Below are 25,987 nucleotides of genomic sequence, written 5' to 3' on the forward strand. Positions count from 1 at the left end.
TTCAATAACGGCATCCTCCAACCCGTTCCCCGGAGAGATGAACACCGTGTCCCTTCGAACCAACTGCCTCGCATCACTGCTCGTTCTGCCGCTGACCTTGGCGCTTGCGCCGGAAGTTGCGGCCTCCGAGCGCCACTTCACCTACACCTACGAGTCCAACGTGCTGAACCCGGGCGACGTCGAGATCGAGCCCTGGACGACCTGGCGCGCCGGGCGCAAGGACTACTACAGCCGCTTCGACCAGCGCCTCGAGTTCGAGTTCGGCGTGGTGCCGAACCTCCAGATGGCTTGGTACTGGAACATGACGGCGCTCGCCGCCGACCAGACCGACGCGACGACGGGGCAGACCACGCGCGCCACTGGCTTCGAGTTCGGCGGCGTGTCCAACGAGTGGAAGTACAAGCTCAGCGACTCGTTCGCGGATCCGCTGGGCTCCGCGCTGTACTTCGAGTGGACGGCGGCGCCCGCCGAGGCGGAGCTCGAGGCCAAGGTGATCCTCGACAAGCGCATGGGTGACGCGCTGGTGGCGTTCAACGCCGTGGCCGAGCACGAGTGGGAGTTCGAGTCGAAGGACGAGACCGTGCGGGAGGTGGTGCTGGAGGCCGACCTGGCCTTCGGCTACTTCCTGACCCCGAGCTTGGTGCTGGGTGTCGAGGCCCGGAGCCATACCGAGCTGGTGGACGGCGATCACGCGGCGACGGCGTTCTTCGCCGGTCCCTCATTCGCCTACGCCCAGAAGGCGTGGTGGATGGCGCTGACCGTAATGCCCCAGCTCTTCGCCATCCAAGGCGACGACGAGAGCAAGGCGAGTCACGACACCTTCGACCTCGCGCACCACGAGCGGCTCAATGCCCGCATCTTGTTCGGGATGGATCTCTAGATGAACCGCTGGCTCGCCCTGGTCTGCTTGGCCGCTGCATTCATGGGATGTGCAGCGGGCCTGCCTGCGCCGACCTCCGCAGACGTGGCCAGGGCGAGCCAGCGTTTTCCTGGAGCCACGGGCGAGCGCCTGGCCCACGGGCGCTCGCTCTACGTGCGGAGCTGCGCAGGCTGCCACTCGCTGAAGTCGCCGGACGAGGTGCCGCCGGCGCAGTGGGCCGAGGAAATCGCCGAGATGCGTCGGGAGCACGGCGTCCAGCTGACGGACGACGAAGCCTCCGCCATGGCGGAGTACCTTTGGGCGGTCGGCACGCGCCTGCGCGAGGAGCGCGGCCAGTCGAGCGCTTCCCGCTGACGCGGCTTTGCGCTATCTCGGGCGCATGCTCGACGCGCGTTTCGGAGCTCTCGGTCTCGTGCTGGCCGGCGTTCAGCTCGGCTGTGCTTCGTGCCCGCCCTGCGAGGCCAGGTCGGCCAAGGCCGAGACCTGTCCCGTGGAGGCCGAAGGGGCGAGCTCGCCCGTGGCCAGCGCGGCGGCTCCGGAGGTCGCGCCCAGCACGCCTGCCGCTGCCCCGCCGCCGGCTGCGAGCGCATCGGCCGCGGTGCCGGAGGCGCCGCCGCCGGCCGTCGGCTCCTTGCCCGAAGTGAAGGTCGAGAACGTGGGCCTGCACATCGGCGGCGGGCCCAACGACGACGCCGCCAAGGCGCCCTTCCTGCGTGCCATCGAGAAGCAGTTCGACGCCTTCCGATCCTGCTACGCCAAGGTCGAAGATCCGGTCAAAGGCGGCACCTTCGGCGTGGACCTGCACATCGGTCGGGACGGCGGTCACGCGCAGGTGAAGCAGCCGCGCACCGGGATGAAGGGCACCGGCTTCCGCGACTGCGTGGTCCAGGTGTTCGAGCTGGTGGAGTTCGAAAAGCCCAAGAAGGGGCCGACGGTCATCAGCTACTCGATCAAGTACACGCTCGGAAAGTGAGTAGACTGTCGGGCATGGTCCACGCCTGGCACGAGCTCCCGAGCCGACCCCCCTCCCCGAGCGACGCGGTCAACGCCCTGATCGAGATCCCCCGCGGGTCCAAGGTCAAATACGAGCTCGACAAGCCGACGGGCCTCTTGCGCGTGGACCGCGTGCTCCACAGCTCGGTGCAGTACCCGGCGAACTACGGCTTCATCCCGCGTACCTACTGCGGCGACGGCGATCCGCTCGACATCCTGGTCTTGTGCAGCGAGTCCGTCGAGGCGATGTGCATCATGGTGGCGCGGCCCATCGGCATGGTGCGCATGGTCGACGACGGGAAGGCCGACGACAAGATCATCGCCGTGCACCTGCACGACCCGGCCTTCAACGAATACGAGCAGATCGAGCAGCTGCCTCGGCACCTGGCCCGGGAGATCCAGCGCTTCTTCCTGGACTACAAGTCGCTCGAGGCGCGGAAGGACATCGTCGCCGAGGATCCGGTGGGGCGCGTGGAGGCGGAGCGCGTCGTCGAAGAGGCTATCGAGCTCTATCGCAGAGAAGAGAGCAGGCTTCGAGGCTGGGGCTGATCTGACTCGACTTTCGGTGTCTTGGCACGAGCAGATCGCGATCCGCCACTGAGACCAAGACCCACGAGAACAGCGGCGAGGCCGGCGCGAGCCCTCGTCAGGTGGGAACTTTCGCCTGGCGCTCCCCGAGTGCGTCTCGACAACAACCTCGACGAAGGCAGGGCGTGGCGCCAAACACGGGGCGCGAAAGAGCGAAACCCGAGTCTGGTGTAAGCTGGGCCTCGATGAGCGACGACGACCGGCAGCGGATCCTGGCACGACGGGCGAAATTCCTGGCGGCCGCGGTGGCTGCGCTGAGCGTGGAGTCGTGCAAGGCGTCGCCGCCGCCGGAGGTGTGCCTCTCGGCGCAGCCATGCCTCTCGGTTCAGCCGGATCCGGAGCCGCAGCCGTGTCTGTCGCAGCCGATGCACGAAGACGCGGGCCCCGAGCCGGAGCCCCAGGTCTGCTTGTCGCAGCCGATGCCGCTCGAGCCCGAGAAGAAGCCGGGCGAGTTCGCCGAGCCGCCGCCCGGCAAGAGCTGAGGCACCTCGACTCGAGGGCGCGAAGGCGCGCAAGACTACTGCCGCGTGAGCCGGCCCAGCTCGGCGAGCGTCGCGCGCAGAGTCGGGAAGAGCCTCTCGTACAGCGGGTAGAGCGCCGCGTAGCGCGCCGAGTCCACGCCGCCCTCGAAGCTCTCTCCGGTCCCGGTCATTTGCCGAGTTGCGGTCGAGAGGTCGGCGTGGAGGCCCGCGCCGACGGCGGCCAAGATCCCCGCTCCGAGGGCCGTCGCTTCGGTCGCACGCGCGCGGGTGATGCGCTTCTGGAGCACGTCTGCCAAGAGCTGGCAGAAGAGCGCGCTCTTCGAGCCGCCGCCCATCACCACCATCTCGTCGATGGCGCTGCCCGTCGCCGCCTCGACGCCGCTCGTGTGCAGGCGTTGCTCGAAGGCGATGCCCTCGAGCACGGCGCGGTACACGTGTGCCGGCCCGTGGCGTCCGGTGAGCCCCACCAGCATGCCGGTGGCGTCGTCGTCCCAGTACGGGTTCATCACGCCATTCCAGTAGGGGACGAGCAGGAGCCCCTCGGAGCCGGCGGGCAGCGCTCCGGCCTCGCGCTCGAGCTCCCCGAGCTTCTTCGTCGCGTCGCTCGAACCGAGCAGCTTCTCCGCGAGCCAGCTCAGCGTGAACGTCCCGCCTTTCAGATCCGTCTCCAGGAAGAAGGTCCCCGCTTGGGCCGCATACAGCGTGCGGAAGGCGTCGCTGACGCGGTACTCCTCCGAGAGCACCCCCGACACGATTGCGGTGCCGAGGTTCAAGTAGGAGCGGCCCGGACCGGAGATCCCGGCTCCGAGCCCCGCGGCTTGGCCGTCGCCGGCGCCTGCGATCACCGGCAAACCTGGCGGCAGCCCGATGGTCGAAGCGACCTGCGCTTCGAGCTTGCCGAGCTCGCTGCCCGGTTCGACCAGCTCGGGCAGCTGGTTCTCTGCGAGCCCCGCCAGCCCGCGCAGCTCCGGCGACCAGGCGCGCCGCCGCATGTCCACCAAGCCGAGGGGATCCGCCGAGGCGAGGGACGTGGCAAAGCGCCCGGTGAGGCGCCAGGCCAGGAAGCAGTGCACGTCGAGCACGCGCGCAGAGGCTCGCGCCAGATCCGGCCGGCGCTGGAACAGCGCCATCAGCTTGTAGATCGACGGTGTGATGCAGGCAGGCTTGCCGGACAGCTCGCGCAGCCGCTCGGCGCCGAGGCGCGCGCGCGCGCCCTCGACCTCTCCGGTGCCTCGCGAGTCCATCCAGACCAGCGCCGGGCAGAGCGGCTTGCCGTCGGCGTCGGTGAGCACGAAGGTCTCGCGCTGGTGCGTGATGCACAGGGCCTGGAGCTCGGAGGCCCGCGGGCCGAGCGCGCGCACGCACTCGGCGATGGCGAAACGCGTCGCCGACCACCACGCCTCCGCGTCTTGCTCCCAGGCGCCGGGCGCCGGGTTTTCCAAGGAATAACCGGCGCGTCCCTCGGCCACGCTGGTGCCCGCGGTGTCCCAGGCGATGGCCTTCACGGCCGTGGTGCTGGCGTCGATGCCGAGGACGAGCATGGTCACCCGAAGAAGCGCGCGAACGGAACGGCGACGGGCTTGCCGTCGAGGGCCACCTCGGCCAGGTGCTCGAGGAGCGGGACACTGTTCTGCCCGATCGCGCCGAGTGCCCTCAGGCTGGGCAGCGCGGCGCGCATCACCCGCAGGATGTCCAGGCACTCGAGCGTGGCGCCCTGCATGCGCTCCACGGCTTCGGCGACGGAGAGGCCGAGGCCCAGGAGCTTGCCGAAGCGTCCGGTGCGGCCGCCGTTGGTGGTCACGTCGAGATCGCCGACGCCCGCCAGTCCCGAGGCGCTCTCGGGATCGCCGCCCGCGGCGCGGACCAAGAGGCGCATCTCGCGCACGCTCTGGGCGAAGACCGCGGCCTCGTAGTTGTGCTGCGCGATGCTGCCGGGCACGCCGCCGCTCTTCTCGTGCAGGCCAAGCGCGAAGGCGATGCCCATGGCGTAGGCGTTCTTCAGCGCCGCGCAGACCTCGACGCCGACGACGTCGCTGCTGGTGAAGGGGTGGTAGTAGGGCGTGCGCAGCGCGCGCTCCAAACGCCCGAGCTTGTCGCCGTCGCGGCCGGTGACGACGACGCAGGTCTCGACTCGCCGCGCCAGCTCACCGGCGATACAGGGGCCGGCCACGGCCGCGGGGTGGATCTTGCCCCGGAGCTCCGGAGCAAGGCAGCTCTCCAGCACGTCCGGAAGCACCGCGAGCTCCTGTCCCGACCACTCGAGGCCCTTGGTGATCATCACCACCGGGATCTCCGGCCGCACGAAGGGCCGGAGCTGCTCGCCGGCCCAGTGCACGCCCGCCGAGCTCACGCCGACGCCGATGATCTCCACACCGCGCATCGCGGCGCCGAGCTCCTCCAGGAAGTACGGGCGAATCTCCGTCGGGACGTCGAGGGCGAGCTTCGGGTGGTGGCTTCGACTCTTCAGGCACTCGACGATCTCTCGGTCGAGGTGCGTGCCGACCAGGCGCACCTCGTGCCCGGCGTCGCAGAGCGGGTAGCACAGCGCGGTGCCCATCATGCCTGCGCCGACGACGGTGACGACTGCCATCGGCGGCAGCATGCCGCGGGGACGGCGGGTGGGGAAGGGGGCAGTCGGCCCGGCCGCGGAGCTCTCGCTTCAACTCGGCCGCAACGCTAGCGGCACTCTTGGATCTTCGGCGCGGCCGCCGTTCGTTTGCAGCCGAGCGTCATCGAACAGCTCGTGTAGTTGGCCGATGTGCCGCAGGCCGGTACCGCACCCGTGTAGCCGGCGGTGCCTGCGCAATAGCAGATGCCGCTCGAGCCACACTGCAGGGTGCAGCTCGCGCTCGTCGAGACGTAGCCGGTGTTGAAGCGCTTCTCTTCGACTCCGTCGCAGTTGTAGTCGAAGTCCACGGCGGTGGTGGCCCCGGGGATCGCCTTGCTGCTCCAGGCGGTGTTGTTCTCGGTGGCCGTCATGGGGTGGACGGCCGCGTTGGTGTCGAAGCAGTCGGTGGTGCCCGAACCGGGCGCCTTGGCCGTCCAGCCGCCGCCCGGACACGTCGCGGGCGCCGTCGTCGGCGCGGCGCAGCTCTGCGTCCCGGTCGCGTTGACGGGAGGAAAGCTGTCCTTGTCGCAGTCGGGATACCAACTGGGAGCGATCTCGTCGGTCTTGCTGTCGCAATTGTTGTCCTTGCCGTCGCAGAGCTCCGCGGCCCCTGTGTAGACGGTGGCGTCGCTGTCGTTGCAGTCGTCCCCGCAGGCGCCCAAGCTGGTGGCGGCGTGGTTGTCGCCGTCCGCGTCGATCAGGGGATGGAAGCAACCCGTCGTCGGATCACACTTGTTCTCCGTGCAGTCGCTCTTGTCGTCGCAGACCAGCGGTGTGCCCTTCTGGCAGGTCTTGGTCGTCGGGCTGCACGTCTCGGTCCCGGTGCAGACGTCGTTGTCGTCGCAGTCTGCGTCGTTCACACACACGGCCAAGCAGGCGCCTGCCACGCAGCTGTAGGTCACACCCCCGTCGCCGACACCTCCGTCGACCGGCGGCACGCACGGCGTCCCATCCGTCGCGTTCGTCCCAGCCTTGCAGAACGTGCCCTCGCAGGTCTCCGTACCGTTGCAGAGCAGGCCGTCGTCGCAGTCCGAGGCATTGGAGCAGGTCTTTCCCGCGTCTCCCGTGCCAGCGCTGCCGCCCGTGCCGCCGGCGCCCGTGCCGCCGGCGCCCGTGCCGCCCGTGCCCGCGCCGCCCGTGCCCGAGCTGGCGCCGCTCCCGGCAGTGCCGGCGGCGCCGCCCGTGGTCGAGCCGAACGTGCGCTCCTCACCGCCGCAGCTGAGCGGGATGGCCGCAATGATTCCCAACGCAATCGCAGTACTAGGCAGAAGACGAGACATGGCCCCTCACTCTTTCGCAATAAGCAGCGCTTAGATTGCACCGTTTCGCGCGAAAACGCTACCCGCGCGGCCGCCCAGGCCGCGCGAACGCCGCCATCTCAGCAGGTTGGACACTCGCAGGACACCTTGGTGGCACCCCCCCCCGGAGTGGTACAGGCATCGAACGGCGACGCGCAGAAGTAGTCTGCGAGGCAAGAGCATGCTAGCGCCGCGCACTGGATCGACGGCGACACGCAACGGTACTCGGTGCCGAACGAGACGTAGGCCGCGCACCAGCCGTTCGTACAGGTCGAGCAGTCCTTCTCCGGCTTGCAGGTCAAGACGGGCACGCAGGGGCCCCAGCAACCGTTCTCGACCGCGGGCACCTGTCCCTTGGGGCAGATGGGCTGCATCGCCTTGCACGACACGGTGCTCGGGTTGCAGTCCACTCCGCCGCTGCCCGCCGCACCGCCCGCGCCTGCGCTGCCGCCCGCGCCGCCGCCGCCCCCGCTGCCGCCCACGCTTCCGCCGCTGCCACCGGCGCCGCCCGGCGCGCCTCCGGCACCGCCCACGCTGCCACCGGCGCCGCCGCTGCCGGACGTCCCGCCCGAGCCGTCGCTCTCGGACTCACCTCCGCAGGCCACCGCAAGGAAGAGCACGCCCGTTGCCCAGACCATCGCGTTCATCGGGAAGATGATACCGCATCCAGGCTAACGGCGAAGGTAGGCGCACGCCGCCTGGTCGCCGCCGCTGCAGGCTGTCTTTGCCAGTGCGACCGCCCGCGCCTGGAGCTCGGCGGCTTTCGCCGCGTCGCGCGGCACGCCGTCGCCGATCCCAATCTGCGAAGCGGCGGCGCGGCACGCTGCCCATGCGCCCCGGCCACAGGCCGCCCGGCGCAGCTCGTCCGCTCGGCGGTACAGCCGTTGCTGCTCGTCCCAGCTGCGCGCCACGCCCGCGCCCAGGATGTACTGCGTGCCCAGCGCGTGACAGGCGTCTCCGTCACCGGCGTCGCAGCGCTTGCGGAATCCCCGATTCGCCAGCCGGGCCAACGTCTCGGCCCGCGCAGGGTCGCGCTTCACGCCTTGCCCCGTCTCCAACGCGTCCGCCAGCGCGGCGCAGGCGGCGAAGTCCCCTCGACGGCAGGTCGCAGACCAGAGCGCCGCGGCGCGCGTTCGACGGGCCTTGGCACGAGCCGCGCTCTTCGGCACACCGCGGCCATCCTCATACGCGCTGCCGAGCAGGCTGCACGCGAACCCCTCCCCGCGCCGGCAAGCGAGCGCGTTGTCGGCGGCCTCTCTGCGCGCGGCGGCCTCGGCGCGAGCGCGCTCTCTCTGCCATTCCTTGGCGGGGATGTAACGGTGCTCGCCGTTCTCATGGGTCACCCATGCGCCGCCTTCTTCGGCGCGGGCGTCAGCCGCCGCTCCGAGCGCGAGCGCTGCCGAGCACAGGGCGAGGGCGAAGCGGAGCGTCACGCTGAGAGTCTACCCAGCGACGGGCCGTGTCGCCCGCCGGTCAATTACAGGTCGCCTGCGGGATGCAGGCGTTCTCCGCCAGGCGGACCACGATGCTGGCGGCAGCGGAGCCCTTGATCGCGTAGTTCTGGCCGATCTGCGCCCCGGTCACGTCCAGCTTGTTCTGCCCGGTCGGGACCGCGTACGTGCCCGAAGCGCTGGCGGCCTGCACGCTCGGATTCCAGGTGTTGCCCGCCGCGTAGGCGACGATGGCCGCCGCCGTCTCCACGGTCAGGCCGCCGACGCCGGACGTCCCGTTGCCGGTGATGGTGTTCTGCCCGAGCGAGTTGCCGCGGCCGAGATCGATGCTCGAGCCTGCGGCGCCCAGGAACTGGATGCCCGCGGTGCAGTTGTTCTTGACCTGCGTCGAGCGCAGCTCGAGCGAGCTCACCGCCGAGGCCTTACCGAGGTAGATGCCGGGCCCGCACGGCGTCTTGTTGTCGTTGATGGTGCTCGCCTTGATGACCAGCACGCCGCCCGACTGAAGCGAGATCCCCGTGCCGTTGTTCGCGATCGCCACGCCGTCGAGGCTGACGGTCGGGAGCGCTCCAGAGGTCGAGAGAGACAGGATGCCGTGGGTGCTGCCCGTGATGGAGCTGTTCGAGAGATTCACGGTCTGTTTGGCCGATCCGGTCGCGGACACGTCGTCGATGAGAATGGCGGGGGCCGGCGCTGCCTCGATCTTCGAGTCGGTTACTTCGAGCAAGGCGGTGTCCTGCAGGCGGATGGACGACTGCCCACAGCACGCCACCGACGCCGTGTTCTTGATGGTGCTCGAGCTCGTGACCCGGACCTTGGCCGTGTTGCGTGCCGCGATGCCGCTCAGCTTGTTGTCGGCGAGCGTCACCCCGGTCAGCACCAGCTCGGACGCATCGCGAACGGCGAACAGGGAGTCGCCGGAGATCCCGGAGTCCAGCGCGCCGCTGACTGCTCCCCCGGTGACGGTCAGCTTGGCGCTGCCTTGGAGCAGCGCGATACCGTGCTGATTGGTCCCGATGTAGTTGGTCAGCGCTCCGGGCGTCAGCGTGGCGACGACGCTGCCGCTGAGCTCCAGCGGTCGGCCCTGGTAGACGTCGTCGAAGGAAGTCTCGTGCACGCCGAGCGTTCCGGACGAAGCGGAGATGGCTCGACCGAAGCGCACGAAGGACAGTCCCGTGACGCTGCCCGAGCCCACGAACTTGAAGCCGGCGGAACGGAAGGGCGTGCCTCCTTGCAGCGTCACCTTGCCGGCATTCTGCGCCTTGACGCCGACTCCATCCGGGAAGTCGACGGTGCCGTTGGCCTGGTTGAATTTGGGCTCCGTGGTCTCGTCGCACTTGCCGTCGAGAATGGTGACGACGTCACCCTTCGCCGCGACACCGGCGGCCTTCTCGATGGTCTTGAATGGCGTGCTCAACGTGCCATTGCCGGTGGTGTCGCTGCCGTTCACGCAATCGACGTAGACGCCCATCCCGCCCGCGTCGCCCGCGTCACTGGCATCGGTCGTGCCGCCATCGCTGCCTGCGCTGCCGCCGCTGGCGCCGCCCGCACCCGCGCTGCCGCCGCTGGCGCCCGCGCTGCCGCCCGTTGCGCCGGAGCCGCCGCTGGCACCGCCGCCACCGGCGCCGGCACCGCCGCCCCCGCTGACCGACCCCCCAGCGCCGCCGGCGCCGCCACTGCCCTTGCTCGAGGCATCGTCGTCTCCACAGGCAACGCCCAGGGCGAGCGGCAGCGCAGCACAAGTCAGGAGCAGTCGGATCTTGGGTGAAGCCTGGATCATCTGCGGCAAGTACCACGGCCAAGTCCCGTGGAACTACCGAATTGGCGCGCGCCGCCTCGGGGCATGGTCAGTTGAGGCGCCGGAGCTTCCCCAACATCGCCAGCGCGGTCGGGTCGCTCGGGTGGAGCTCGAGGGCGCGCTCGAGCTCGTGCAGGGCTCGCGTGACCTGGCGCTGCGCGGCGTACACGCGCGCCAGGTTGAGGTGGGGGAAGTGCCGCGGCTCGTAGCGTTTGGCTCGGGTCGCGCGCTCGAGCCACGGAATGGCCTCGTCGAGACGCCCGAGCTCGATCAGGTACGCGCCGATGTCGTTGTACGGGTTGCCGAAGTCCGGATCGACGGCGATGGCGCGCTCGCACTCCTCGATGGCCGCGTCCACGCGCCCTTGCCAGCTGAGCGCCCAGCCCAGGAAGGTGTGAGCCTCCGCGGTCGGACACAGCTCGATGGAGCGCCGATAGCACTCGATGGCCTCGTCGAGGCGTCGTCGCGCCTGGAGCTCGCAGCCCTCTTCCCAGAGTCCCAGGGCGCGAGCACGGTCAGTTCCGTTCGGCATCTCCCCTACTCATGGTGAGCCGCAGCCGGTTTGGCGAGGGGAGGCATGCGGGGTCGGGGAGCGCTACACTCGTCGAGATGCAGGGAAGAGGCTACGAATGGGCCTGGCTCGTGCTCGCAGCCGCGGTCGCTCCTTTGGCGTGCGGCGGTGACACCAGCGATGGCGGAACCGCGACCGGCGGCAGCGCCGGCAGCAGCACGGGTGGTGGCGCTGGCAGCGCCGGCTCGGCAACCGGAGGCACGGGTGGCGGCGGCGACGTCTGCCAGCTGCCTCAGGACTCCGGTCCCTGCGACGCCGCGATGCGCCGCTGGTGGTTCAACGCGGCGACGGGCAAGTGCGAGCCGTTCGTCTACGGAGGCTGTCAGGGGAACGCGAACAACTTCCAGACCGCGATGGACTGCGTCGGCGCTTGCGCGCCTGCGGTCGCGAACGCCTGCGAGGTCATCGCGTGTCCGCCCAGCTCAGTGTGCGCCTTCACCGCGCCGGACAGCGCCACCTGCGCCACGCCTTGCGGTGCGGGCGAGACCTGCCCCGCCGGCCAGGCTTGCGGTTGCGGCGCGAGCTGCGCCGGCTGCAAGGACTGCATCCAGATCTGCACGGGGGACTGACCCAGCGTTGGACTACACCCAGCGGCTCGGCGGCGCCTCTTCCGAGTGCCGCACCGGCACGTAGCGCGGCTCCCAGACCACGCGGCGCACCGTGTCCTCGACCTCGTCGGGGTGGATGCGTCGGCCCAGGTTGCTCTCGCTGGCGTAGCGCACTACCGCGCAGGCGATCTCGAAGCTGGCGCGGCGCAGATCGCTCTGGTGAGGGTACACGGCGCCTTGGTCGAGGCGCTCCTGAGACACGAAGCGGGCCAGGGTGGCGGAGGCGATGTGGAACATCTCCGTCGTGACCTCCCGAGCCTCCGCGATGGCGGTGCCGAGGCCGACGCCCGGGAAGATGAAGACGTTGTTGGCCTGCCCGATCACGTGGCGGCGGCCGCCGTGCTCGACGTCGGCGAAGGGGCTGCCGGTCGCCACGATGGCGCGACCACCGGTCCAGGCCAGGGCCTGTGCGGGCGTGCACTCCGCCTTGCTGGTGGGGTTGCTGAGCGGCAGTACCAGCGGGCGCTCGACGTGAGCCGCCATGGCCTCGAGCATCTCTTGGGTGAACGTGTCGGCGCGGGCGGTGGCTCCGACCAGGATGGTCGGCTTCACGGCGCGGATCACGTCTACGGGCGAGAGCTTCGCGTCTGGATCGAGGCCGTAGGCGCGGAGCGCCTCGCGCGGGACGGCGAGCTCCTTCTTGTGGGGCTCGTCCATCTCGCGGCCGTCGTGGAGCAGGCCGTGGCTGTCGAAGGCCAGCAGAGCGCGGCGGATGCCGGCCTCGTCGGCGCCGTCGTCGCGCATGGCCAGGGCGCACAGCCGGGCGATGCCGGTGCAGGCTGCGCCGGCGCCCAGGAACACGACGCGCTGGTCGGCCATGCGCTGCCGCGTGATGCGCAGCGAGGCCAGCATCCCGGCCACGGCCACGCTTGCCGTGCCCTGGATGTCGTCGTTGAAGGACACGATGCGCCGCCGGTAGCGCTCCAGCAGGGTGAAGGCGCGATCCTTGTGGAAGTCTTCCCACTGCAGGATGGCGCGCGGGAACACCTCGCGGACGCCGCGCACGAACGCCTCGACGAACTCGTCGTAGTCCGCGCCGCGCAGGCGCTTCTTCGGGTAGCCCAGGTAGAGCGGATCGGCGAGCAACTCCGCGTTGTCGGTGCCGACGTCCAGGCTGATGGGCAGGCACTTCGAAGGGTGGATGCCGGCGCCGGCCACGTAGAGCGCCAGCTTGCCGATGGGGATGCCCATGCCTCCGCAGCCCTGATCGCCGAGGCCCAGGATGCGCTCGTTGTCCGTCGCCACGATCAGTCGGATGTCGCGGTATGGGGAGTTCCGGAGCACGCGCGGGATGTCGCCCACGTCGTCCGGCGTGATCCAGAGGCCGCGGGCGCTGCGGTAGATGTGGCTGAACTTCTGGCAGGCCTCGCCGACCGTCGGCGTGTACACGATGGGCATCAGCTCCGCGACGTGGTCCACCAGCACGCGGTAGAAGAGCACCTCGTTGCGGTCGTGCAAGCTGGCCAGGCCGATGTACTGCTCGAGGGGTGTGGTCTTGGCGCGAATTTGCGCGATGGCTGCGGTGGCCTGCTCCTCCAGCGTGGTCACTCGGTAGGGCACGATGCCGCGAACGCGGAGCTCGTCGCGCTGGGCGCGGTCGAAGGCCGTGCCTTGGTTGGTGGACGGGTTGTGCAAGAGCCAGACGCCGGCCTTGCGGGTCTCGATCGCTTTGGCGCCGGCGAGGTCATCCAGGGAGTCGGTCATGGCGGCGCTGACCCTAGCGCCGCGCGCCGGCGGTGCGAAGGACCGAGGGAACCCTGGTCGCGACCGAGTGTCTGGGGCTTCATTCGGAGCGTCCGGCTCCGACAACCGTGCTTCGGAGGCGACGGATGGCGAAGCTTCGCTCGACCCTGATTTCCTCGGCTTTTGTCCTGACCCTGGGCCCTGCCGCCCTGGCCGACGGCACGTTGCCACTCAAGCGCGTCCGCCTGTACGAGACCGGCGTCGGTTACTTCGAGCGCACCGGCGGCGTGAACGGCAAGCCCACGGCCCTGCCCGTGCCGGCCGGGCACCTCGACGACGCGCTCAAGACCCTGGTCGTGCTGACGGACGATCCCAAGAACGGCAGCGTGGCGGGGGTCGAGTTCGGGAGCAGCGTGAGCCGAAGCATGGCCCGCTCGCTGGCTGGCCTCTCGGCGGACGACGCGCCGCTGAACCTGCACGCGCTGCTCAAGAGCTTGAAGGGAGCTGCGGTCGAGCTGAAGGCCGGTGCCCAGAGGTTGAACGGCAAGCTGGTGGAGCTCTCGGACGCGGCGTCGAGCGACCTGGAAGAGTGCGTGTCGGTTCCTGCCAAAGCCGGCGAGTGCACGCTGAAGAAGCAGCCGGTGGTCGTGCTCTTCACCAAGGGTGGAGAGCTCCGGCGCATCAAGGTCGCCGACATCGCCTCGGTGCGGCCCACCGATCCGGCGTACGCGTCACGGCTCGGCTCCGCGCTCGACGCGCTGAGCGACCGCAGCGCGCGTGTGATGAAGGATCTGCGCGTGATGGCCAAGGGTGGAAAGAGCGTGTCCCTGGGCTACGTGGCGGAGACGCCGGTATGGCGCGTGACCTACCGGCTCGTGCTCGGGGACAAGGCGGACCAAAAGAGCCAGATTCAAGCCTGGGCGCTGCTCCACAACGACACCGAGGAGGAGTGGAAGGGCGTGATGGTCGATCTGGTCAACGGGCGCCCCGACAGCTTCTTGTTCCCGCTGGCGGCGCCTCGCTACGCGCGCCGCGAGCTGGTGACGCCGGAGCAAGAGATGTCCACGGTGCCGCAGCTGATGGACCAGACCCCGGACTCGATGTGGACCGGCGACTCCTACGGTGCTGGTGGGCTCGGCCTGTCCGGAATCGGCGAGGGCGGCGGCGGACGCGGCGAGGGCGTCGGCCTCGGCAGCATCGGCACCCTCGGGCACGGCGCCGGCACCGGCAGCATCGGCGCTCCTGGCGCGAGCTCGATCTTGTCGGTGGGGAACCTCGCCAGCGTGGCGCCGGCGGAGGGCGTCGAGGCCGGCGCGATGTTCCGCTACAGCCTGAAGCAGCCGGTGGATCTGCGCGCGCACGGCTCGGCCCTCGTTCCGTTCCTGGGCGACGGCATCCAGGCACGGCGCATCGCCTTCTTCTCGGCGGCTGGGCAGAGCGCTCGCAGCGCGGTGCACGTGACGCACCAGGGAACGCAGACCTTGCCGCCCGGGACCATCGCGGTCTTCGCCGATGGGGGATTCGCCGGCGAGGCAGCCCTCGCGCGGATGAAGCCCCGGGAGACTCAGGTGATCGAGTTCGGCGTCGATCTCGACGTGGAGCTCAGCGAGAAGGCGTCGTCGTCGAGCGATTCGACCAAGCTCTTGGGCTTCGAGCGTGGCCAGCTGGTGGAGCACTTCGTGAGGCGCCACCGCGTCGAGCTGGCGCTGGAGAATCGCAGCGGTTCCGGGCGCGACGTGTTCCTGAAGCTCGGCTACGTGAACAACGCCAAGGTCGAGGGCGCCGACGAGCTGGCCTGGGACTCGAACGCAGACAAAGCCTCCGCCGTCTTCGCGATAGGCCCACGACAGAAGCTCGAGAAGAAGCTCACGGTGGACGAGGGACTGACCCGTAGGCACGACCCGACGAAGCTCGGCTCGGCTCGACTCCGGGAGCTCGCCCGCGTCCTGCCGGAGAGCCAGAAGAGCGTGGTGCTCCGGTCCGCGGAGCTCGCGCTCGAAGCGGAGGTTCGCCGCGGCGCCCTCGGCAAGCGCCGCGCGGAGTACCGCGAGGTGTCCAGTGAGATCCTCCGCCTGCGCGAGCACGCCCGGGCGCTGTCCAAGGGCAGGGGCTCCGAGGCGGTGGCGAAGCGGCTGCTCGCCGCGGAGGACTCCGCCAAGGCGCTCCGGAAGCGCATCGCCGAGCTCGATGCGGAGGCCGCGGAGCGCTCGCGCAAGGCGGTGACGGTTCTGTCGGCGCTCGGGCGCTGATTCTCTGCAAAGCTTGCCGCGCTCTCGTGCGCTCCCGGCGATTTCTTCGTCAGAGCGCCTGCGCCATTCGCGACAAGCGCGGTCATTCGCACTGGAATGCGCCTTGCACCCGACGCGCGCGCATGTTGGCGTCGAAGGCGCGCGCGCTTCTGCCGTTGTTCCTTTTGGGAGCGCCGTCGTGCACGCCGAGCCCGGTCGCGCGCGACGCACCCGCGTCGCCGTCGTCGGTGAGCCCGCCTGCCGCCGCGCCTTCCGACAGCAGCGTGGCGCAGCCGCTCGAGGCTTCGACCTCGGGGCTCGCCAATCCGGCGTCCGTTCACTGCCAGAAGCACGGCGGCACGCTGGAGATCGTCACGGAGCCAGCCGGAGAGGTCGGCGTCTGCGTGTTCGCCGACGGGTCGCGCTGCGGCGAGTGGGATTTCTACCGCGGCCGTTGTTCGGCCGGAAGTTGTCGGGACAAGACCGGTAAGTGCTCGCCGTGAGCGAGCCGTCACGGAGGTAGATCATGATTCATCGTCGCTCGGTGCTGTTCGGTGCGCTGTCGGTAGCGGTGGGTGTGGCGCTGACGCTCGGGGGTGCAGCGGACGCGGATCCGCCGAAGGCCGTGGCGAAGGCGAAGCCCGTCGCGGTGAAGGAGAAGCCGATCGCGGCGGGCGCGAAGCTCAAGCAGGCCATCGCCGGTAAGCCCGCGTACGTGGAAGCCAAGGTCCAGGCGGCGCTGAGCTACACGGCGAAGGGCTTCCCGCAGCTGACGTTGGCCAAGAGCAAGCGCAAGGTGACCATGGAGCGCGTAGACGTTCCGGAGCCGACGCCGGACAAGGCGCTGCTCACAGCGGCAACGGCCCTCGACCCGAAGCTGAAGGCGTACCAAGCCTACGTCGCGAAGCCGTACTTCAAGTTCGAGCGGCCGATCAAGATCACCGTGATCCCCGAGACCACCAGCCACGCGGGCCGCCAGACGACGATCAAGAACCAGGGCGGTCGCGGAACCTGCGTAGCGCACGCGGCGATGGCTGGCATCGAGTCCTGGTACAAGTGGAAGAGCGACGCGACCCGGGATCTCTCGGAGCAACACGCCCACGAGATCTTCATGGCCAAGGAGAGCAAGAAGTCCTGCTGGGACGTGGGGATCCAGACCTGGCAGGCCGCCGGCTACCTGACCACCGATCGGGCCTGCGCCAACTGGGCCTACACCCAGGCGCTCCCGGCGTGCGACGTCACGGTGCCCGCAACCTGCACCAGCACCGCGACCCATGGGCACACGGCCACGCAGCTGCTCTTCGCCACCGCGCAGGGTGGCAGCGGGACTCAGGTCGCCGAGAACACGAACTACCTGGAGAGCATCCTGGCCGCCGGCAACGACATCGTGTTCGGCGTGTACGTCGCGGGCGCAGACTGGTCCGACACCACCCTCGACACCGGCGTCATCGACGTGCAGCTGGTCGGAGGCAACCCCGCCGCGGCATACGCGGGACACGCCATGCTGATGGTCGGCTACAACCGCCCGGGTAACTACTTCGAGATGAAGAACAGCTGGGGCGCGGACTCGGGCCACGCCGGCTACGTGCGGCTGAGCTACGAGTACGTGCAGACCTACGCGAAGTACGGGTACTACATCACGGGCGCGACGACGCCTTGAGCGTCATAGATCCAGCCCGACCTCCCGCCCGCAAATCGTCCCCGACAAGTTGTTCCCGCTCTGTCCGAGCTCGACGGCGCAGCTCTCCGCAAGGTAGTCCAGGGGCGGGTCGTAGACGTTACCGCTCAGCGTGACCGACGCGCTCTGCATCACGAGCGCGGTGGTCGCGCTGGGCTGGACCGCCAGCGTGCCGGTCTGGGTCACGGTGGCGGTCACCGTCATGTCGTAGTTCTCGCTGGGCTGCTCGTCGCGGGAAAGGTAGTGGCAGGCCGCGAGCTCGTAGGTCAGCTCGACCTCCGTGGCGCCGAACTTCGCGTTCGAGGTGGCAGTGCCGAAAACGTGGGCGCTGCCGCCGAGCGGGCAGGGGGTGGACTCGTCCTGAGGACCCACCGGGTTGCCCTGGAGCGTGATGTTGTAGACGAGCTTCATCGTCTCGCGCAGCGCGCGAACGGCGGTTCGGTCCCGGCACTCCTCGTCGCAGGGCGGCGACGGCTCGGCCTTGTCGTCGGCGCAGCCGACCGCCAGAAGGGCGGCCGTGAAGCAGAGCGCTCGCAAGCGGGACATCAGAATCCTCCTTCTACACCAATGCTGGGGATGGTCACGGGCCCGATCTCCTCGGCCTCGCAGCCCGCGAGCGTGCACTCGCTCTGCACGGCTTCCTTGTTGAGAGTGGCGTTCATGGCCTCGGCGACGGCGCTGATCCACACCGTGGGGGTGAGCTGCCAGCGCTTCTCGAGGCGCAGGTCGATGCGGAAGAACGGTGGCAGTCGGGTCGAGCCGTCGAACGGATCCGGGGGCTTGGGCAGGCCCGTGTAGAACACGACCCGCGAGCCGGCGCGCCAGCGCCGCCCCAGATCGTAGGCCAGCGCCGCGTTGGCCACGTGGGTGCGATCGAAGGTCGCTACGTACTTGCGCTCGCCGTAGCTGCGGGTCGAACGAGAGAGCGTGTAGGAGAGAAAGCCGCCGAGCTTCTTGGTCATCTTGCGCTTCAAGAACAGCTCGAGGCCGTAGGAAGCGCCGAGGGTCCGCACCTCGAACACCTCGGCGAAGCGCCGGCCGCCGCGGCTGTCGGCGCCCTGCCCGCCGCCACCGCTGCGGTCGGGGCCGAGCGTGCCGGGGTCGAAGCGGTTGGCGCAGTCCGGCGGGTTGTCGGGGGCGGCGCCGAAGTCGCCGCCGATGGTGTCGTCCGGGTACGAGCCCGGCGGGCAGCCGTCGAGCTCCGGCTCGGTCACTCCCAGGGGATCGCTCATGTTGAAGAAGGCGTTCTGGAACACCGTCGCGGTGAAGGTGGTGGAGTCACCCAGATCGAGATCGACGCCCATGCTCTCCTGGATCGCGCGCTGCAGGCCGCCCCGCAGGCCCCCCGGTTGAAAGCCCGGGACCGGAACCACGAACGCCGGCGGCTGGTGGGCGATGCCCAGGGCAGTCAGGAAGCTGACGCGCTCGCTCACCTGGGTGCGGGTGGCCAGACGCGGGTCGATGCCGACCGCGCTCTGGCCCTCGGAGGCGTAGAGGTCGATGCGCAGGCCCGGCGTCACGGCGAAGGCGGAGTGGGGCGAGATGATGGCGTCGGCGCGCATGCCCACCGAGAGATCGGTGCGCGAGGGAAAGAACGCCGCCGCACGGGCCGCCGCCGGCGAGAGCACCTGGCTGCCGAGCTCGATGCCGTAGGTCTCGAGCATCACGTCGCTGCCAGCGCGCACGCGCACGTGCTCGTCGATGCGCTGCTCCACCTCGTTGCGGCCGCCGTAGAGCCGGCTGACCACCGAGCGATCCTGCTGCACCAGCGAGCGATCGACTCCGAACGTGAAAGCCGTGCGCATCCTGCCCCGGGGGAGCTGGCGGTCGTAGCGCAGATCCACGCGGTGAAACTCGGTGGCGAACAGCGTGAGGGGCTCGCCCTGGGTCTTCTGGCCCAAGAAATCGTAGGAGCCGAACGCGAACACGCCGACCCGATCGTCGTGGGTGAGATCGTAGGTGGCGCGGGCCTGGTAGTCCCAGTACTCGAGCAGCGTCTCCGGGGAGAGCACCGAGAGGATGAACGCCGTGTAGGAGTAGCGACCGCCGACCAGGGCCGTGCCGCGGCCGGCGGCGAACGGCGCTTCCACCGCCGCGCCGGCGTCGAACAGCCGGAGGTTGTACTCGCCGTGCAGCTCCGGGTTCGGCTCGGTGGTCTCGCCCGCCACGATGCCGCCGGCGAAGCGGCCGAAGCGCGCGGGGTAACCGCCTGGATACAGATCGACGCGGTCGATCAGCACCGGGTGCACCACCGACGGGCCGATGCCGACGTGGAACAAGAGCGGCACGCGGACGCCGTCGAGGAAGTAGCCGACGTTGCCCGGCGGCGCGCCGCGGATGAAGAAGAACGGCAGGCCGGAGACGATGGGAGTGACGCCGGGCAGGGCTTCGATGGCGCGGAAAGGATCGCCGAAAGTGCCGGGGATCTGCCGCACCTCCGCCCGCGAGAGCGAGGCAGTGCGCGACGGCTCCGGGTGCTCGCCCAAGACCATCACCTCGATCTGTTCTGGTTTCGCCTTCGCCGCCGGCGCGGGCTCCGGCTCCGCCTGCGGGACCGGCTCTGGCTCCGGCTCGGGCTCACGGAACACCACCTCGACGCGGATCTTGGCGACGATGGGCGTGCCGTCCCGCGTGGCGGGCTCGAACCTCCAGCTCTTCGCCCGTTCCGCGGCCAGCGACGAGAACGGCTCGTTCGGCGCGTTCGGCACCGCGGAGGTGACCGCGCCAGTCCTGTCCACGACCAGGGTGAGCACCACCGTGGCGTCGCCCTTCGCGCCCTGCGGGTAGTCGACGACGGTGTCGGAGATGACCTTCGGGGCGACGATGTTCGGCCGCGGCGGCGCCTCGGGCGCCGGCTGGGCCTGCGCTGCTGCGGTGGTCAGGGCGAGAGCCCAGATCGCCAGGGATCGCCGCATGGCTCCTCGCCTGTATAACGCGGGGTCGCGCCGGGGCTACCCTGGACGACATGCCGCCGGACCGCGAAGCCATCCTGGCGCGCCGCGCGCTGTTCGTGGCGTCGGCCCTGGCCGGGATCGCCACGCCCAGTCGAGCGGACGGGCCCGAGACGTGTCCAACCCGCGAGCCGCCCAGCGCGGAGGACAAGGCGGCCGCCAGGGCGCTCTACGAGGAAGGCATGCGGGCTCTCCAGAGCGACGATCCGGCCCGCGCCGCCGAGCTCTGGCGCAAGGCCTACGAGCGGACGCGGCTGCCCAAGCTCTTGCTCTACCTGGCCGACGCGGAACAGAAGGCGGGCGACGTCGCCAGCGCGCACGCACACCTCACGGAGCTCGTGCGTTGTGCCGATTCACCCGCGACGCTGCAGCTCGCTCAGACCGAGCTGGCGAAGCTCGAGGAAGTCACCGCGGCGCTGACGCTGGAAGGCGGTGTGCCCGGCGCGCGCGTCGAGATCGACGGCAAGCCGGTCGGCGCGCTCCCGCTCTCCGCGACGCTCAGGCTCGCACCGGGAAGACACGAGGTTCGGCTGGTCGTCGAGCTCTGCGAGCTCGCGCGGAGCATCGAGCTTTCCCCGGGCACCACGCAGGTGATCCACTTCGAGCCGGACTGCGAGCCGCGCGTGTGCCTGCAGCCCTGCCTGTCGCCGCCGCCACCGCCGCCGCCGGAGGCGTTGCCTCGGCTCGGCATCGGAGCCGGCACCCTGGGCTACATCGCTGCGCGCCGGCCGCCGGGCTCGGAGCCCGGCATCGCCATCGGTGCGCGAATCGAGGCGTTCTACGCCGCGCCGGTCGGCGACGCCTTCGTGCTGCAGCTGGGCCTCGCGAGCTTGCCGGCGGGGAGCAGCGAAGGCGCGCTGGTCCCAGTGGGCGCCGACGTCGCGTTCGCGGTGGCGCCGGGAGCCCTGCGCCTGGGGTTGGGCGTGACGAGCGGCTGGATGTTCGCGGCTGCGAAGCGCTCGCAGGACGACACCTGGCGCCCGCGCTCGTCGTTCTTCCTGCACCCGTACCTTCAACCCGTGGGCTTCCGCGCCAGCGATCACGTCGAAGGCGGACTGCAGGTGGGGCTCCTGCTGGGCACCTGGGCCAACGCGCGCGACGAGGCGTTTCGGGCGGGCTTCGTCACCACCAGCTTGTTCGTGCGGATCTACCTCGGCGAGCGCGAGCGCGAGTGGGAAGACGTGGCGAAGCGCTAGGGGGCGCCCAGGAGCGCGTCCAGCACCAGGTGATCCCGGTAGGCCACGTCCTCGCACAGCTCGAACGGGAAAGCGCGCTTGCCGGCGCGGCAGAACGGGCGATCGCTCTCCGACCCCTGGCCGAAGCGTTCGAGCTCGCCGCTGTCGGCGCGAGCGATCACGCCGCCGGGCAGCGCCGACAGCTCGAGAGTGACCCGGGGCTTGAGGTCCTGGCCGGCGATGCGCACGCGTCCGTCGCGCTCCGTCACGACGACGCGCCCGTCGGGCGACAGCGCCAGGTGGCCCGCCTCGGCCTGTCGGGTCACCCTGCCGGACGCCGCGAAGAGCGCGAGCTCCTTGTAGGAGCAGCGCGCGACCACCACCGTGCCGTCCGCGGACACGGCGGCAGGGCCGTCGGTGCAGCGGCTCGACAGCAGCTCTCGTGGCGCGCCGCGGGGCAGAGCCATGCGCTCGGTCCCGCGCGCCGAGACCAGGATCAGGACCTTGCCGTCGTGCGAGAGGGCGAGCGCCCGGGTGTCCTTCTCGGGGCTCAGCCTGAGCGGCGCGCTCTTGCCGACGTCGAGCACCAGGAGCGCGTCTTCGGTCATGGTGGCCGCGCGGGAGTCCGACAACCCGAGGACGCGACGCCCGCGCCGGAGCTTGTGCTCGGTGCGCCAGGCCGCGTCGCCGAAGCCGAGGGAGAAGAGCTGGAGCTCGAACGGACCGCCGGCGCCCCGCAGCGTGTCGGTTCCGGCGAAGTGCAGCGCGTCCACCCACTCTGGCGCGTCCGGCAGCTCGAGGGGCTTGCCGCTCGCGACGTCCCAGGCGCGGACGCTCTTGCCGCCGAAGTTGCCGGCGAGGCGCTGCCCGAAGCGGGAGAGCGCCAGCGTGGCCTTGTAGCCGGGCACGCTGAAGAAGCGCGCAGGCTCCGCGCGCGGGCCGACCACGAAGACCTCGACGTGGTCGTTGCCGCTCTCGCGCACGACGCGCGCCAGGGCCAGGTGACCGTCCGCAGCGGCGAGGGCCTCGACGCGCTGGGGCGCGCGGCTGCGTTCCAGCGTGACCTTGCCGGACGACGCATCGACGATCGCGAGACCGCCGCTTCGTGTGCTCACCGCGACCACGGCGGCGTCCGGTGACAACACCTGCTCGCCGCTCGGCAGCGTCTTGGACGAGAGGGGCTGACCCGTGGCCGCGTCGAAGTCCGCCAGCGCCTCGCCCCAGGTGCCGCCGGTGGTGCGGATCCGCTTGCCGTCGCCGGAAAATCCCAGGACCGTCGCGCGCCACGGGCGATCGAGGGTCGCGTGGCTCAGCGCCTTGCCGGTGGCGACGTCCCAGACGTCGAGCGCCGTCGCGGCGGACACCGACGCCAGGCGATCCCCCGTCGGCGAAAACGCGAGCACCGTCGCGGAGACGCCCTGGGGCGCCTTGCCCAGCACCTTCAGCTTCGTCAGCTTCTTGGCGTCGAACGTCGTCAAGACGTCGCGGTCCGAAGCCACCGCCAGCGTCCCGCCGTCCGGCGACACGGCGAGCGCGCTGATCGAACCCACCTTCGGCAACACCACTTCGCCCGCCGAGTCGCCAGTCCGGACGTCGAAGCGCCGGAGCACCGCGTCGAAGCCGGAGCGGGCGCCGGTGAACACGCTGGCGCCGTCCACCGAAAACGCAAAGGCCTGGATGGGCTGTTCGGCCCACTCGAGCCTCTTGCCCTGGGCGCCGCTCGCCGTGTCGTAGAGCACGACGCTGCCGCGTTCGAGCAGCGCCACCGTGCGCCCGTCGGGCGAGAACTGCGCTGCCTCCACCGAGGCCGAGAGCTCACCCAGGAAGACCCGCGGCTCCAGGCGCTTGGTGTCCAGAATCAGGAGCTCGCCGCCCTCACCTCTGCCGAGCAAGCTCGAGCCGTCCCGCGACAGCGCCATGGCCGACACGCTCGCGACGCCGGTCCAGGTCGAGACTCTTGCGCCTTCCTGCTCGAAGCGCGCCGCAGCGAGGGAGGCCAGGCGGCGCGCTTTGGGCAGATCCCCGGCCGCGCTCGCCGATCGAGAGGCCGCCCAGAGCGCGTCCGCAGTCGCCGCGATGCCCTTGCCCGCCGCCACGAGCGCGGCGGCGTCGCGCTCCAGGAGCGCGCGCGCGGCCCGCTGCTTGTCTGGACACAGCGCCGCGGCTTGCTCCGAAAGGCGCCTGGCCCGCGCGGCGTATCCCTGCGAGCCCAGCGCGTCGGCGAGCGCGAGCTTCGAGCTTGCCCGCTCGCAGCGCGTCGGGAGCGGCGCCTCGCCGGGCTTGGCCGCGGGTGGCTCGGGCGAGAGCGGCTTGTCGCGTGCCGTGGCCGGCGCGGGCGGCGGCCTCGGAGCCGGGCCCGGTGTCGCGGCACAGCTCAGAGCGGCTGCGGCGCAGATCACGACCAGCCGGCGCAGCATGGTGTCAGACCTCCTACGCGCGAGGGGAGCCGACCTTCCCGGTCACTTCGGCTCCTTCGGAGCTTCGCTCTTCGGCGGCGGGTCGACCTTGAAGTCGATCTTCGGCAGCGGAGGCAGCCCGCTGGGCATCGGCGGCAGTCCGCTGGGCATCGGCGGCAGCTTGCCTTCGAGGATCTGGCCCACGTCGAAGCCGCCGATCTCCAGCGGCTTGAGCCCGCAGCCGATGCCGACCTTCTTCGTGACCTTGGCGTTCTCGAGATCGTCGGAGCGCGCCGAGATCCCGACCGTGATGCCGACGCTACCCTTCACGAGCTGACGGGCCAGCTGGCCAGCGAGGCCTCCCAGGGCCTTGCCGAGGTGACTGTCCACCGCGGCGCCGGCGAGCGCGGAGCAGGGCAGGTTCCCGGTCAGATCCAGGCGCACGGCCCCGTGGTCGTCCTCCCGGAACACGCTGCCCGTGCCGCCCAGCTTGAACGCGCCGGCGGTGACCTTCACCTCGGAAAGATCGGCGCGCTCTCGGGCTTCGTCCACCCGAAGCTTCGCCGACAACGTCGTGGTGTCGCCGAACACGAAGCCGTCGATCTCGCGCGGGTGAGGCGGGATGTAGCCCTTCAGGGCCGAGTCCAGCGTGCCGGTGATGGCGCCGCCCTCGAGCCCCTTGGGCATCACCAGGTGCACCGTTGCGCTGGCGGTCACGTTCTTCACCGGGAGCTTCACCCCGAACGGCCCCGCCAGCCGCTCCAGGGCCACGGGCGTCAGCGTGATGTCCGCCGTCGGCTCCGGCAGCGCGTGCTGGATCTTCAGCCGGACCGGCGCGCGACCCACGTCCTCGACCCCGAAGCCGATGGCCACCTCCGCCTCGTCGGCGGTCCAGGCGGCGCCGAGCTTGCCGAGATCCGGGCAGACCGGCGCGCCCTCGTCGCGCTCGCTGCACACACCGAGCACGCTCTTTTCGGCGCTGAAGTGGGTCTCTGCGCCGGCGCGGGACACGCTGCCCCCGGAGAGCGTGAGCCAGGGCTCCGCCTTCGCGGCCTTGCGCCAGGTCAGCGTCACCTCCCGGGCCTCGGTCGGCAGGCGGAGCGTCTCCGGGTAGCGCTTCGCCCACTCCGTCACGCCCAGCCCGAGCGCCGGCGCGGAGCCGACCGCCTCGACGTCCACGCCGCTCAGGCGGATGCCCACCGGGCGCGTCCAGCGCAGCGACACGTCGAGCTCGCGGATCGTGCCGTGGATGGCGCCGAGGCCCGTGAGCTCGAAGCTCGATTCCCGCACGGTCACGCTGCCGAAGCCGATCGACACGTCCTTCGGCCGGAGCTCCACGCCGTGCTCGCGGGCGCGCTTCACCGCCAGGTCGAACGCCATCGGCTTGGCGAAGAACAGCGCGAACACGCCGCCCCCGGCGATCAACACGCCGAGCAGCGCGAGCACGACCAGGAGCAGGCGCCTCTTGTTCACGTCCGTTCGACGGTTGTAGCTCGATTCTTCTGCAATCGCGCTATTCTTCGCCGACCCCGATGGCGACCTACCTCACGCCCGAAGGTGCGAAGAAGTACCAGGAAGAGCTCAAGAACCTGCTGCACGTCGAGAGGCCGCGGGTGGTGCAAGAAGTGTCGGACGCCGCGGCGCAGGGCGACCGCTCCGAGAACGCGGAGTACATCTACGGCAAGAAGCGCCTGCGCGAGATCGACCGCCGCATCCGCTTCTTGACCAAGAAGCTCGACTCGGCGGTGGTGGTCAAACGCGACGAGGCCGCGCACCAGTCGGTGTACTTCGGGGCCACCGTCGAGGTCGAGGACGAAGACGGCCAGCGCAAGCGCTACCGCATCGTCGGCCCCGACGAGGTCAACCCCGCCGCGGGGACCATCAGCTTCAAGAGCCCCCTCGGCACCGCGCTGATGAAGCGGAAGGTCGGCGACGTGGTGACGGTGCGGCGCCCGGCCGGCGAGGTCGAGCTTCAGATCTGCTCGATCAGCTACGAGTGAGGGAGGATTCTCAACTCGAATCAGCCGAAGAGCTTCTCGACCTCGACGACCAGATCGGGGAACGCGTGTGGAGTGGCCGTGCCGCCTGCCACCACGCGTCGGACGCGGGTGAATCGACCGCCCTCAGCGTCGGTGTAGAGCTCGATCGCCCGCGCGGCCACGTCAATCACCCAGTACTCGTCCACGTTGGAGGCGGCGTAGAGCGGACCTTTGGTGTCGCGGTCGTAGTCGAGCGACGTCTCGGCCACCTCGATGACCAGGTAGGCCGAATCGGGGTGTCGCTCGAAGTAGCTGCCCTCTCGCACGACCGCCACATCCGGCTCCGGCTCGGACTCGTCGAACGCGAGCAGCGGCTGTTGGATGCGCACCAGCGCTCGTTCGCCGAGCGCACGCACCAGCACGCGGGTCAGCCTATCGACGATGCTGGCGTGGGGCGGCCCGATGGGCGACATCTTCACGACCATACCGCGGATCAACTCCACCCGTTCGTCGCGAAAGAAGCCGAGCTGAGCCATGCGGTCGTACTCGGCGCGCGAGAGCCGACGGGGAGTGACGTGCGCCTGGGCCATGCGGCGAGCATAGCACCGGCGCGCCAGACG

General features: G+C 70.3%; 24 protein-coding genes. 11 read left to right on the forward strand and 13 right to left on the reverse strand.

From position 1 onward, the window contains the following. Positions 1-46: 46 nt before the first annotated feature. The 5 genes from HS104_36990 (at position 47) to HS104_37010 (ending at position 2,943) form a co-directional block, all read left to right on the forward strand. Positions 47-880 (forward strand): hypothetical protein, encoded by an 834-nt coding sequence (locus HS104_36990; GenBank protein ID MBE7485553.1) that lies wholly within the window; start codon positions 47-49, stop codon positions 878-880. Next, positions 881-1,234 carry a hypothetical protein gene (locus HS104_36995; protein MBE7485554.1) on the forward strand — a complete coding sequence of 118 codons (354 nt, stop codon included), beginning with the start codon at positions 881-883 and terminating at the stop codon, positions 1,232-1,234. It abuts the gene before it with no gap. 25 nt (positions 1,235-1,259) lie between these two features. Further along, positions 1,260-1,853, forward strand: coding sequence for a hypothetical protein (locus tag HS104_37000; GenBank protein MBE7485555.1), 594 nt, complete (start codon positions 1,260-1,262; stop codon positions 1,851-1,853). A 14-nt stretch (positions 1,854-1,867) separates the two neighbouring features. Next, positions 1,868-2,422, forward strand: a complete 555-nt coding sequence (locus HS104_37005; GenBank protein ID MBE7485556.1) for an inorganic diphosphatase — start codon at positions 1,868-1,870, stop codon at positions 2,420-2,422. 224 nt (positions 2,423-2,646) lie between these two features. After that, the gene (locus HS104_37010) at positions 2,647-2,943 is read left to right on the forward strand and encodes a hypothetical protein (GenBank protein MBE7485557.1); all 297 of its coding nucleotides are present in this window, start codon (positions 2,647-2,649) and stop codon (positions 2,941-2,943) included. 35 nt (positions 2,944-2,978) lie between these two features. Here the strand turns inward: HS104_37010 and HS104_37015 are convergent, their stop codons facing one another. From HS104_37015 to HS104_37045, 7 genes are all read right to left on the reverse strand, one after another. After that, positions 2,979-4,484 (reverse strand): xylulose kinase, encoded by a 1,506-nt coding sequence (locus tag HS104_37015; GenBank protein ID MBE7485558.1) that lies wholly within the window; start codon positions 4,482-4,484, stop codon positions 2,979-2,981. A 2-nt stretch (positions 4,485-4,486) separates the two neighbouring features. Then, positions 4,487-5,533, reverse strand: a complete 1,047-nt coding sequence (locus HS104_37020) for a glycerol-3-phosphate dehydrogenase (GenBank protein MBE7485559.1) — start codon at positions 5,531-5,533, stop codon at positions 4,487-4,489. An 86-nt stretch (positions 5,534-5,619) separates the two neighbouring features. After that, complete coding sequence (locus HS104_37025; protein ID MBE7485560.1) at positions 5,620-6,798, reverse strand: hypothetical protein; 1,179 nt, start codon at positions 6,796-6,798, stop codon at positions 5,620-5,622. 131 nt (positions 6,799-6,929) lie between these two features. Next, positions 6,930-7,496, reverse strand: a complete 567-nt coding sequence (locus tag HS104_37030; GenBank protein ID MBE7485561.1) for a hypothetical protein — start codon at positions 7,494-7,496, stop codon at positions 6,930-6,932. A gap of 24 nt (positions 7,497-7,520) precedes the next feature. After that, complete coding sequence (locus HS104_37035) at positions 7,521-8,282, reverse strand: sel1 repeat family protein (protein MBE7485562.1); 762 nt, start codon at positions 8,280-8,282, stop codon at positions 7,521-7,523. A 40-nt stretch (positions 8,283-8,322) separates the two neighbouring features. Then, entirely contained in the window at positions 8,323-10,080 is a 1,758-nt protein-coding gene (locus HS104_37040) for a right-handed parallel beta-helix repeat-containing protein (protein ID MBE7485563.1), read from the reverse strand. 67 nt (positions 10,081-10,147) lie between these two features. Then, positions 10,148-10,630, reverse strand: a complete 483-nt coding sequence (locus tag HS104_37045) for a tetratricopeptide repeat protein (GenBank protein MBE7485564.1) — start codon at positions 10,628-10,630, stop codon at positions 10,148-10,150. 77 nt (positions 10,631-10,707) lie between these two features. On the opposite strand from HS104_37045, the gene HS104_37050 reads away from it, so the two are divergent. Further along, positions 10,708-11,238, forward strand: coding sequence for a hypothetical protein (locus tag HS104_37050; protein MBE7485565.1), 531 nt, complete (start codon positions 10,708-10,710; stop codon positions 11,236-11,238). Positions 11,239-11,250: 12 nt separating this feature from the next. On the opposite strand, the gene HS104_37055 is transcribed toward HS104_37050, so the two are convergent. Continuing rightward, positions 11,251-12,981, reverse strand: coding sequence for an NAD-dependent malic enzyme (locus tag HS104_37055; protein ID MBE7485566.1), 1,731 nt, complete (start codon positions 12,979-12,981; stop codon positions 11,251-11,253). A 125-nt stretch (positions 12,982-13,106) separates the two neighbouring features. Between HS104_37055 and HS104_37060 the strand changes: the two genes are divergently transcribed. From HS104_37060 to HS104_37070, 3 genes are all read left to right on the forward strand, one after another. Beyond that, positions 13,107-15,209 (forward strand): hypothetical protein, encoded by a 2,103-nt coding sequence (locus tag HS104_37060; protein MBE7485567.1) that lies wholly within the window; start codon positions 13,107-13,109, stop codon positions 15,207-15,209. Between the two features lie 122 nt (positions 15,210-15,331). Continuing rightward, positions 15,332-15,691, forward strand: a complete 360-nt coding sequence (locus tag HS104_37065) for a DUF333 domain-containing protein (protein MBE7485568.1) — start codon at positions 15,332-15,334, stop codon at positions 15,689-15,691. A gap of 23 nt (positions 15,692-15,714) precedes the next feature. Continuing rightward, entirely contained in the window at positions 15,715-16,848 is a 1,134-nt protein-coding gene (locus tag HS104_37070; GenBank protein ID MBE7485569.1) for a C1 family peptidase, read from the forward strand. Positions 16,849-16,851: 3 nt separating this feature from the next. Here HS104_37070 and HS104_37075 read toward each other — a convergent pair whose 3' ends face one another. Both HS104_37075 and HS104_37080 read right to left on the reverse strand, forming a co-directional pair. Then, the gene (locus HS104_37075; protein ID MBE7485570.1) at positions 16,852-17,412 is read right to left on the reverse strand and encodes a hypothetical protein; all 561 of its coding nucleotides are present in this window, start codon (positions 17,410-17,412) and stop codon (positions 16,852-16,854) included. Next, entirely contained in the window at positions 17,412-19,781 is a 2,370-nt protein-coding gene (locus tag HS104_37080; GenBank protein MBE7485571.1) for a TonB-dependent receptor, read from the reverse strand. The genes HS104_37075 and HS104_37080 overlap by 1 nt, the downstream gene beginning before the upstream one ends. Positions 19,782-19,831: 50 nt before the next feature. Here HS104_37080 and HS104_37085 point away from each other — a divergent pair, with 50 nt between their 5' ends. Further along, entirely contained in the window at positions 19,832-21,013 is a 1,182-nt protein-coding gene (locus tag HS104_37085; GenBank protein MBE7485572.1) for a PEGA domain-containing protein, read from the forward strand. On the opposite strand, the gene HS104_37090 is transcribed toward HS104_37085, so the two are convergent. Together HS104_37090 and HS104_37095 are read right to left on the reverse strand one after the other, a co-directional pair. Further along, positions 21,010-23,409, reverse strand: a complete 2,400-nt coding sequence (locus HS104_37090) for a PQQ-binding-like beta-propeller repeat protein (GenBank protein MBE7485573.1) — start codon at positions 23,407-23,409, stop codon at positions 21,010-21,012. The genes HS104_37085 and HS104_37090 overlap by 4 nt on opposite strands. 42 nt (positions 23,410-23,451) lie before the next feature. Beyond that, positions 23,452-24,861: a hypothetical protein gene (locus HS104_37095; GenBank protein ID MBE7485574.1), complete on the reverse strand. Its 1,410-nt coding sequence runs from the start codon at positions 24,859-24,861 to the stop codon at positions 23,452-23,454. Positions 24,862-24,920: 59 nt separating this feature from the next. On the opposite strand from HS104_37095, the gene greB reads away from it, so the two are divergent. Beyond that, positions 24,921-25,388, forward strand: a complete 468-nt coding sequence (gene greB / locus HS104_37100) for a transcription elongation factor GreB (protein ID MBE7485575.1) — start codon at positions 24,921-24,923, stop codon at positions 25,386-25,388. A gap of 20 nt (positions 25,389-25,408) precedes the next feature. On the opposite strand, the gene HS104_37105 is transcribed toward greB, so the two are convergent. Further along, complete coding sequence (locus HS104_37105) at positions 25,409-25,957, reverse strand: Uma2 family endonuclease (protein ID MBE7485576.1); 549 nt, start codon at positions 25,955-25,957, stop codon at positions 25,409-25,411. Positions 25,958-25,987 lie beyond the last annotated feature (30 nt).

This window comes from Polyangiaceae bacterium (genome assembly GCA_015075635.1).
Classification (GTDB): Bacteria; Myxococcota_A; Polyangia; order Polyangiales; family Polyangiaceae; genus JADJKB01.

Coding starts and splice junctions, on each gene's coding strand:
- HS104_36995 (MBE7485554.1), top strand. CDS start 881: ATGAACCGCTGGCTCGCCCTGGTCTGCTTGGCCGCTGCATTCATGGGA.
- HS104_37000 (MBE7485555.1), top strand. CDS start 1,260: ATGCTCGACGCGCGTTTCGGAGCTCTCGGTCTCGTGCTGGCCGGCGTT.
- HS104_37005 (MBE7485556.1), top strand. CDS start 1,868: ATGGTCCACGCCTGGCACGAGCTCCCGAGCCGACCCCCCTCCCCGAGC.
- HS104_37010 (MBE7485557.1), top strand. CDS start 2,647: ATGAGCGACGACGACCGGCAGCGGATCCTGGCACGACGGGCGAAATTC.
- HS104_37015 (MBE7485558.1), bottom strand. CDS start 4,484: ATGCTCGTCCTCGGCATCGACGCCAGCACCACGGCCGTGAAGGCCATC.
- HS104_37020 (MBE7485559.1), bottom strand. CDS start 5,533: ATGGCAGTCGTCACCGTCGTCGGCGCAGGCATGATGGGCACCGCGCTG.
- HS104_37030 (MBE7485561.1), bottom strand. CDS start 7,496: ATGAACGCGATGGTCTGGGCAACGGGCGTGCTCTTCCTTGCGGTGGCC.
- HS104_37040 (MBE7485563.1), bottom strand. CDS start 10,080: ATGATCCAGGCTTCACCCAAGATCCGACTGCTCCTGACTTGTGCTGCG.
- HS104_37045 (MBE7485564.1), bottom strand. CDS start 10,630: ATGCCGAACGGAACTGACCGTGCTCGCGCCCTGGGACTCTGGGAAGAG.
- HS104_37050 (MBE7485565.1), top strand. CDS start 10,708: ATGCAGGGAAGAGGCTACGAATGGGCCTGGCTCGTGCTCGCAGCCGCG.
- HS104_37055 (MBE7485566.1), bottom strand. CDS start 12,981: ATGACCGACTCCCTGGATGACCTCGCCGGCGCCAAAGCGATCGAGACC.
- HS104_37060 (MBE7485567.1), top strand. CDS start 13,107: ATGGCGAAGCTTCGCTCGACCCTGATTTCCTCGGCTTTTGTCCTGACC.
- HS104_37065 (MBE7485568.1), top strand. CDS start 15,332: ATGTTGGCGTCGAAGGCGCGCGCGCTTCTGCCGTTGTTCCTTTTGGGA.
- HS104_37070 (MBE7485569.1), top strand. CDS start 15,715: ATGATTCATCGTCGCTCGGTGCTGTTCGGTGCGCTGTCGGTAGCGGTG.
- HS104_37075 (MBE7485570.1), bottom strand. CDS start 17,412: ATGTCCCGCTTGCGAGCGCTCTGCTTCACGGCCGCCCTTCTGGCGGTC.
- HS104_37080 (MBE7485571.1), bottom strand. CDS start 19,781: ATGCGGCGATCCCTGGCGATCTGGGCTCTCGCCCTGACCACCGCAGCA.
- HS104_37085 (MBE7485572.1), top strand. CDS start 19,832: ATGCCGCCGGACCGCGAAGCCATCCTGGCGCGCCGCGCGCTGTTCGTG.
- HS104_37090 (MBE7485573.1), bottom strand. CDS start 23,409: ATGCTGCGCCGGCTGGTCGTGATCTGCGCCGCAGCCGCTCTGAGCTGT.
- greB (MBE7485575.1), top strand. CDS start 24,921: ATGGCGACCTACCTCACGCCCGAAGGTGCGAAGAAGTACCAGGAAGAG.
- HS104_37105 (MBE7485576.1), bottom strand. CDS start 25,957: ATGGCCCAGGCGCACGTCACTCCCCGTCGGCTCTCGCGCGCCGAGTAC.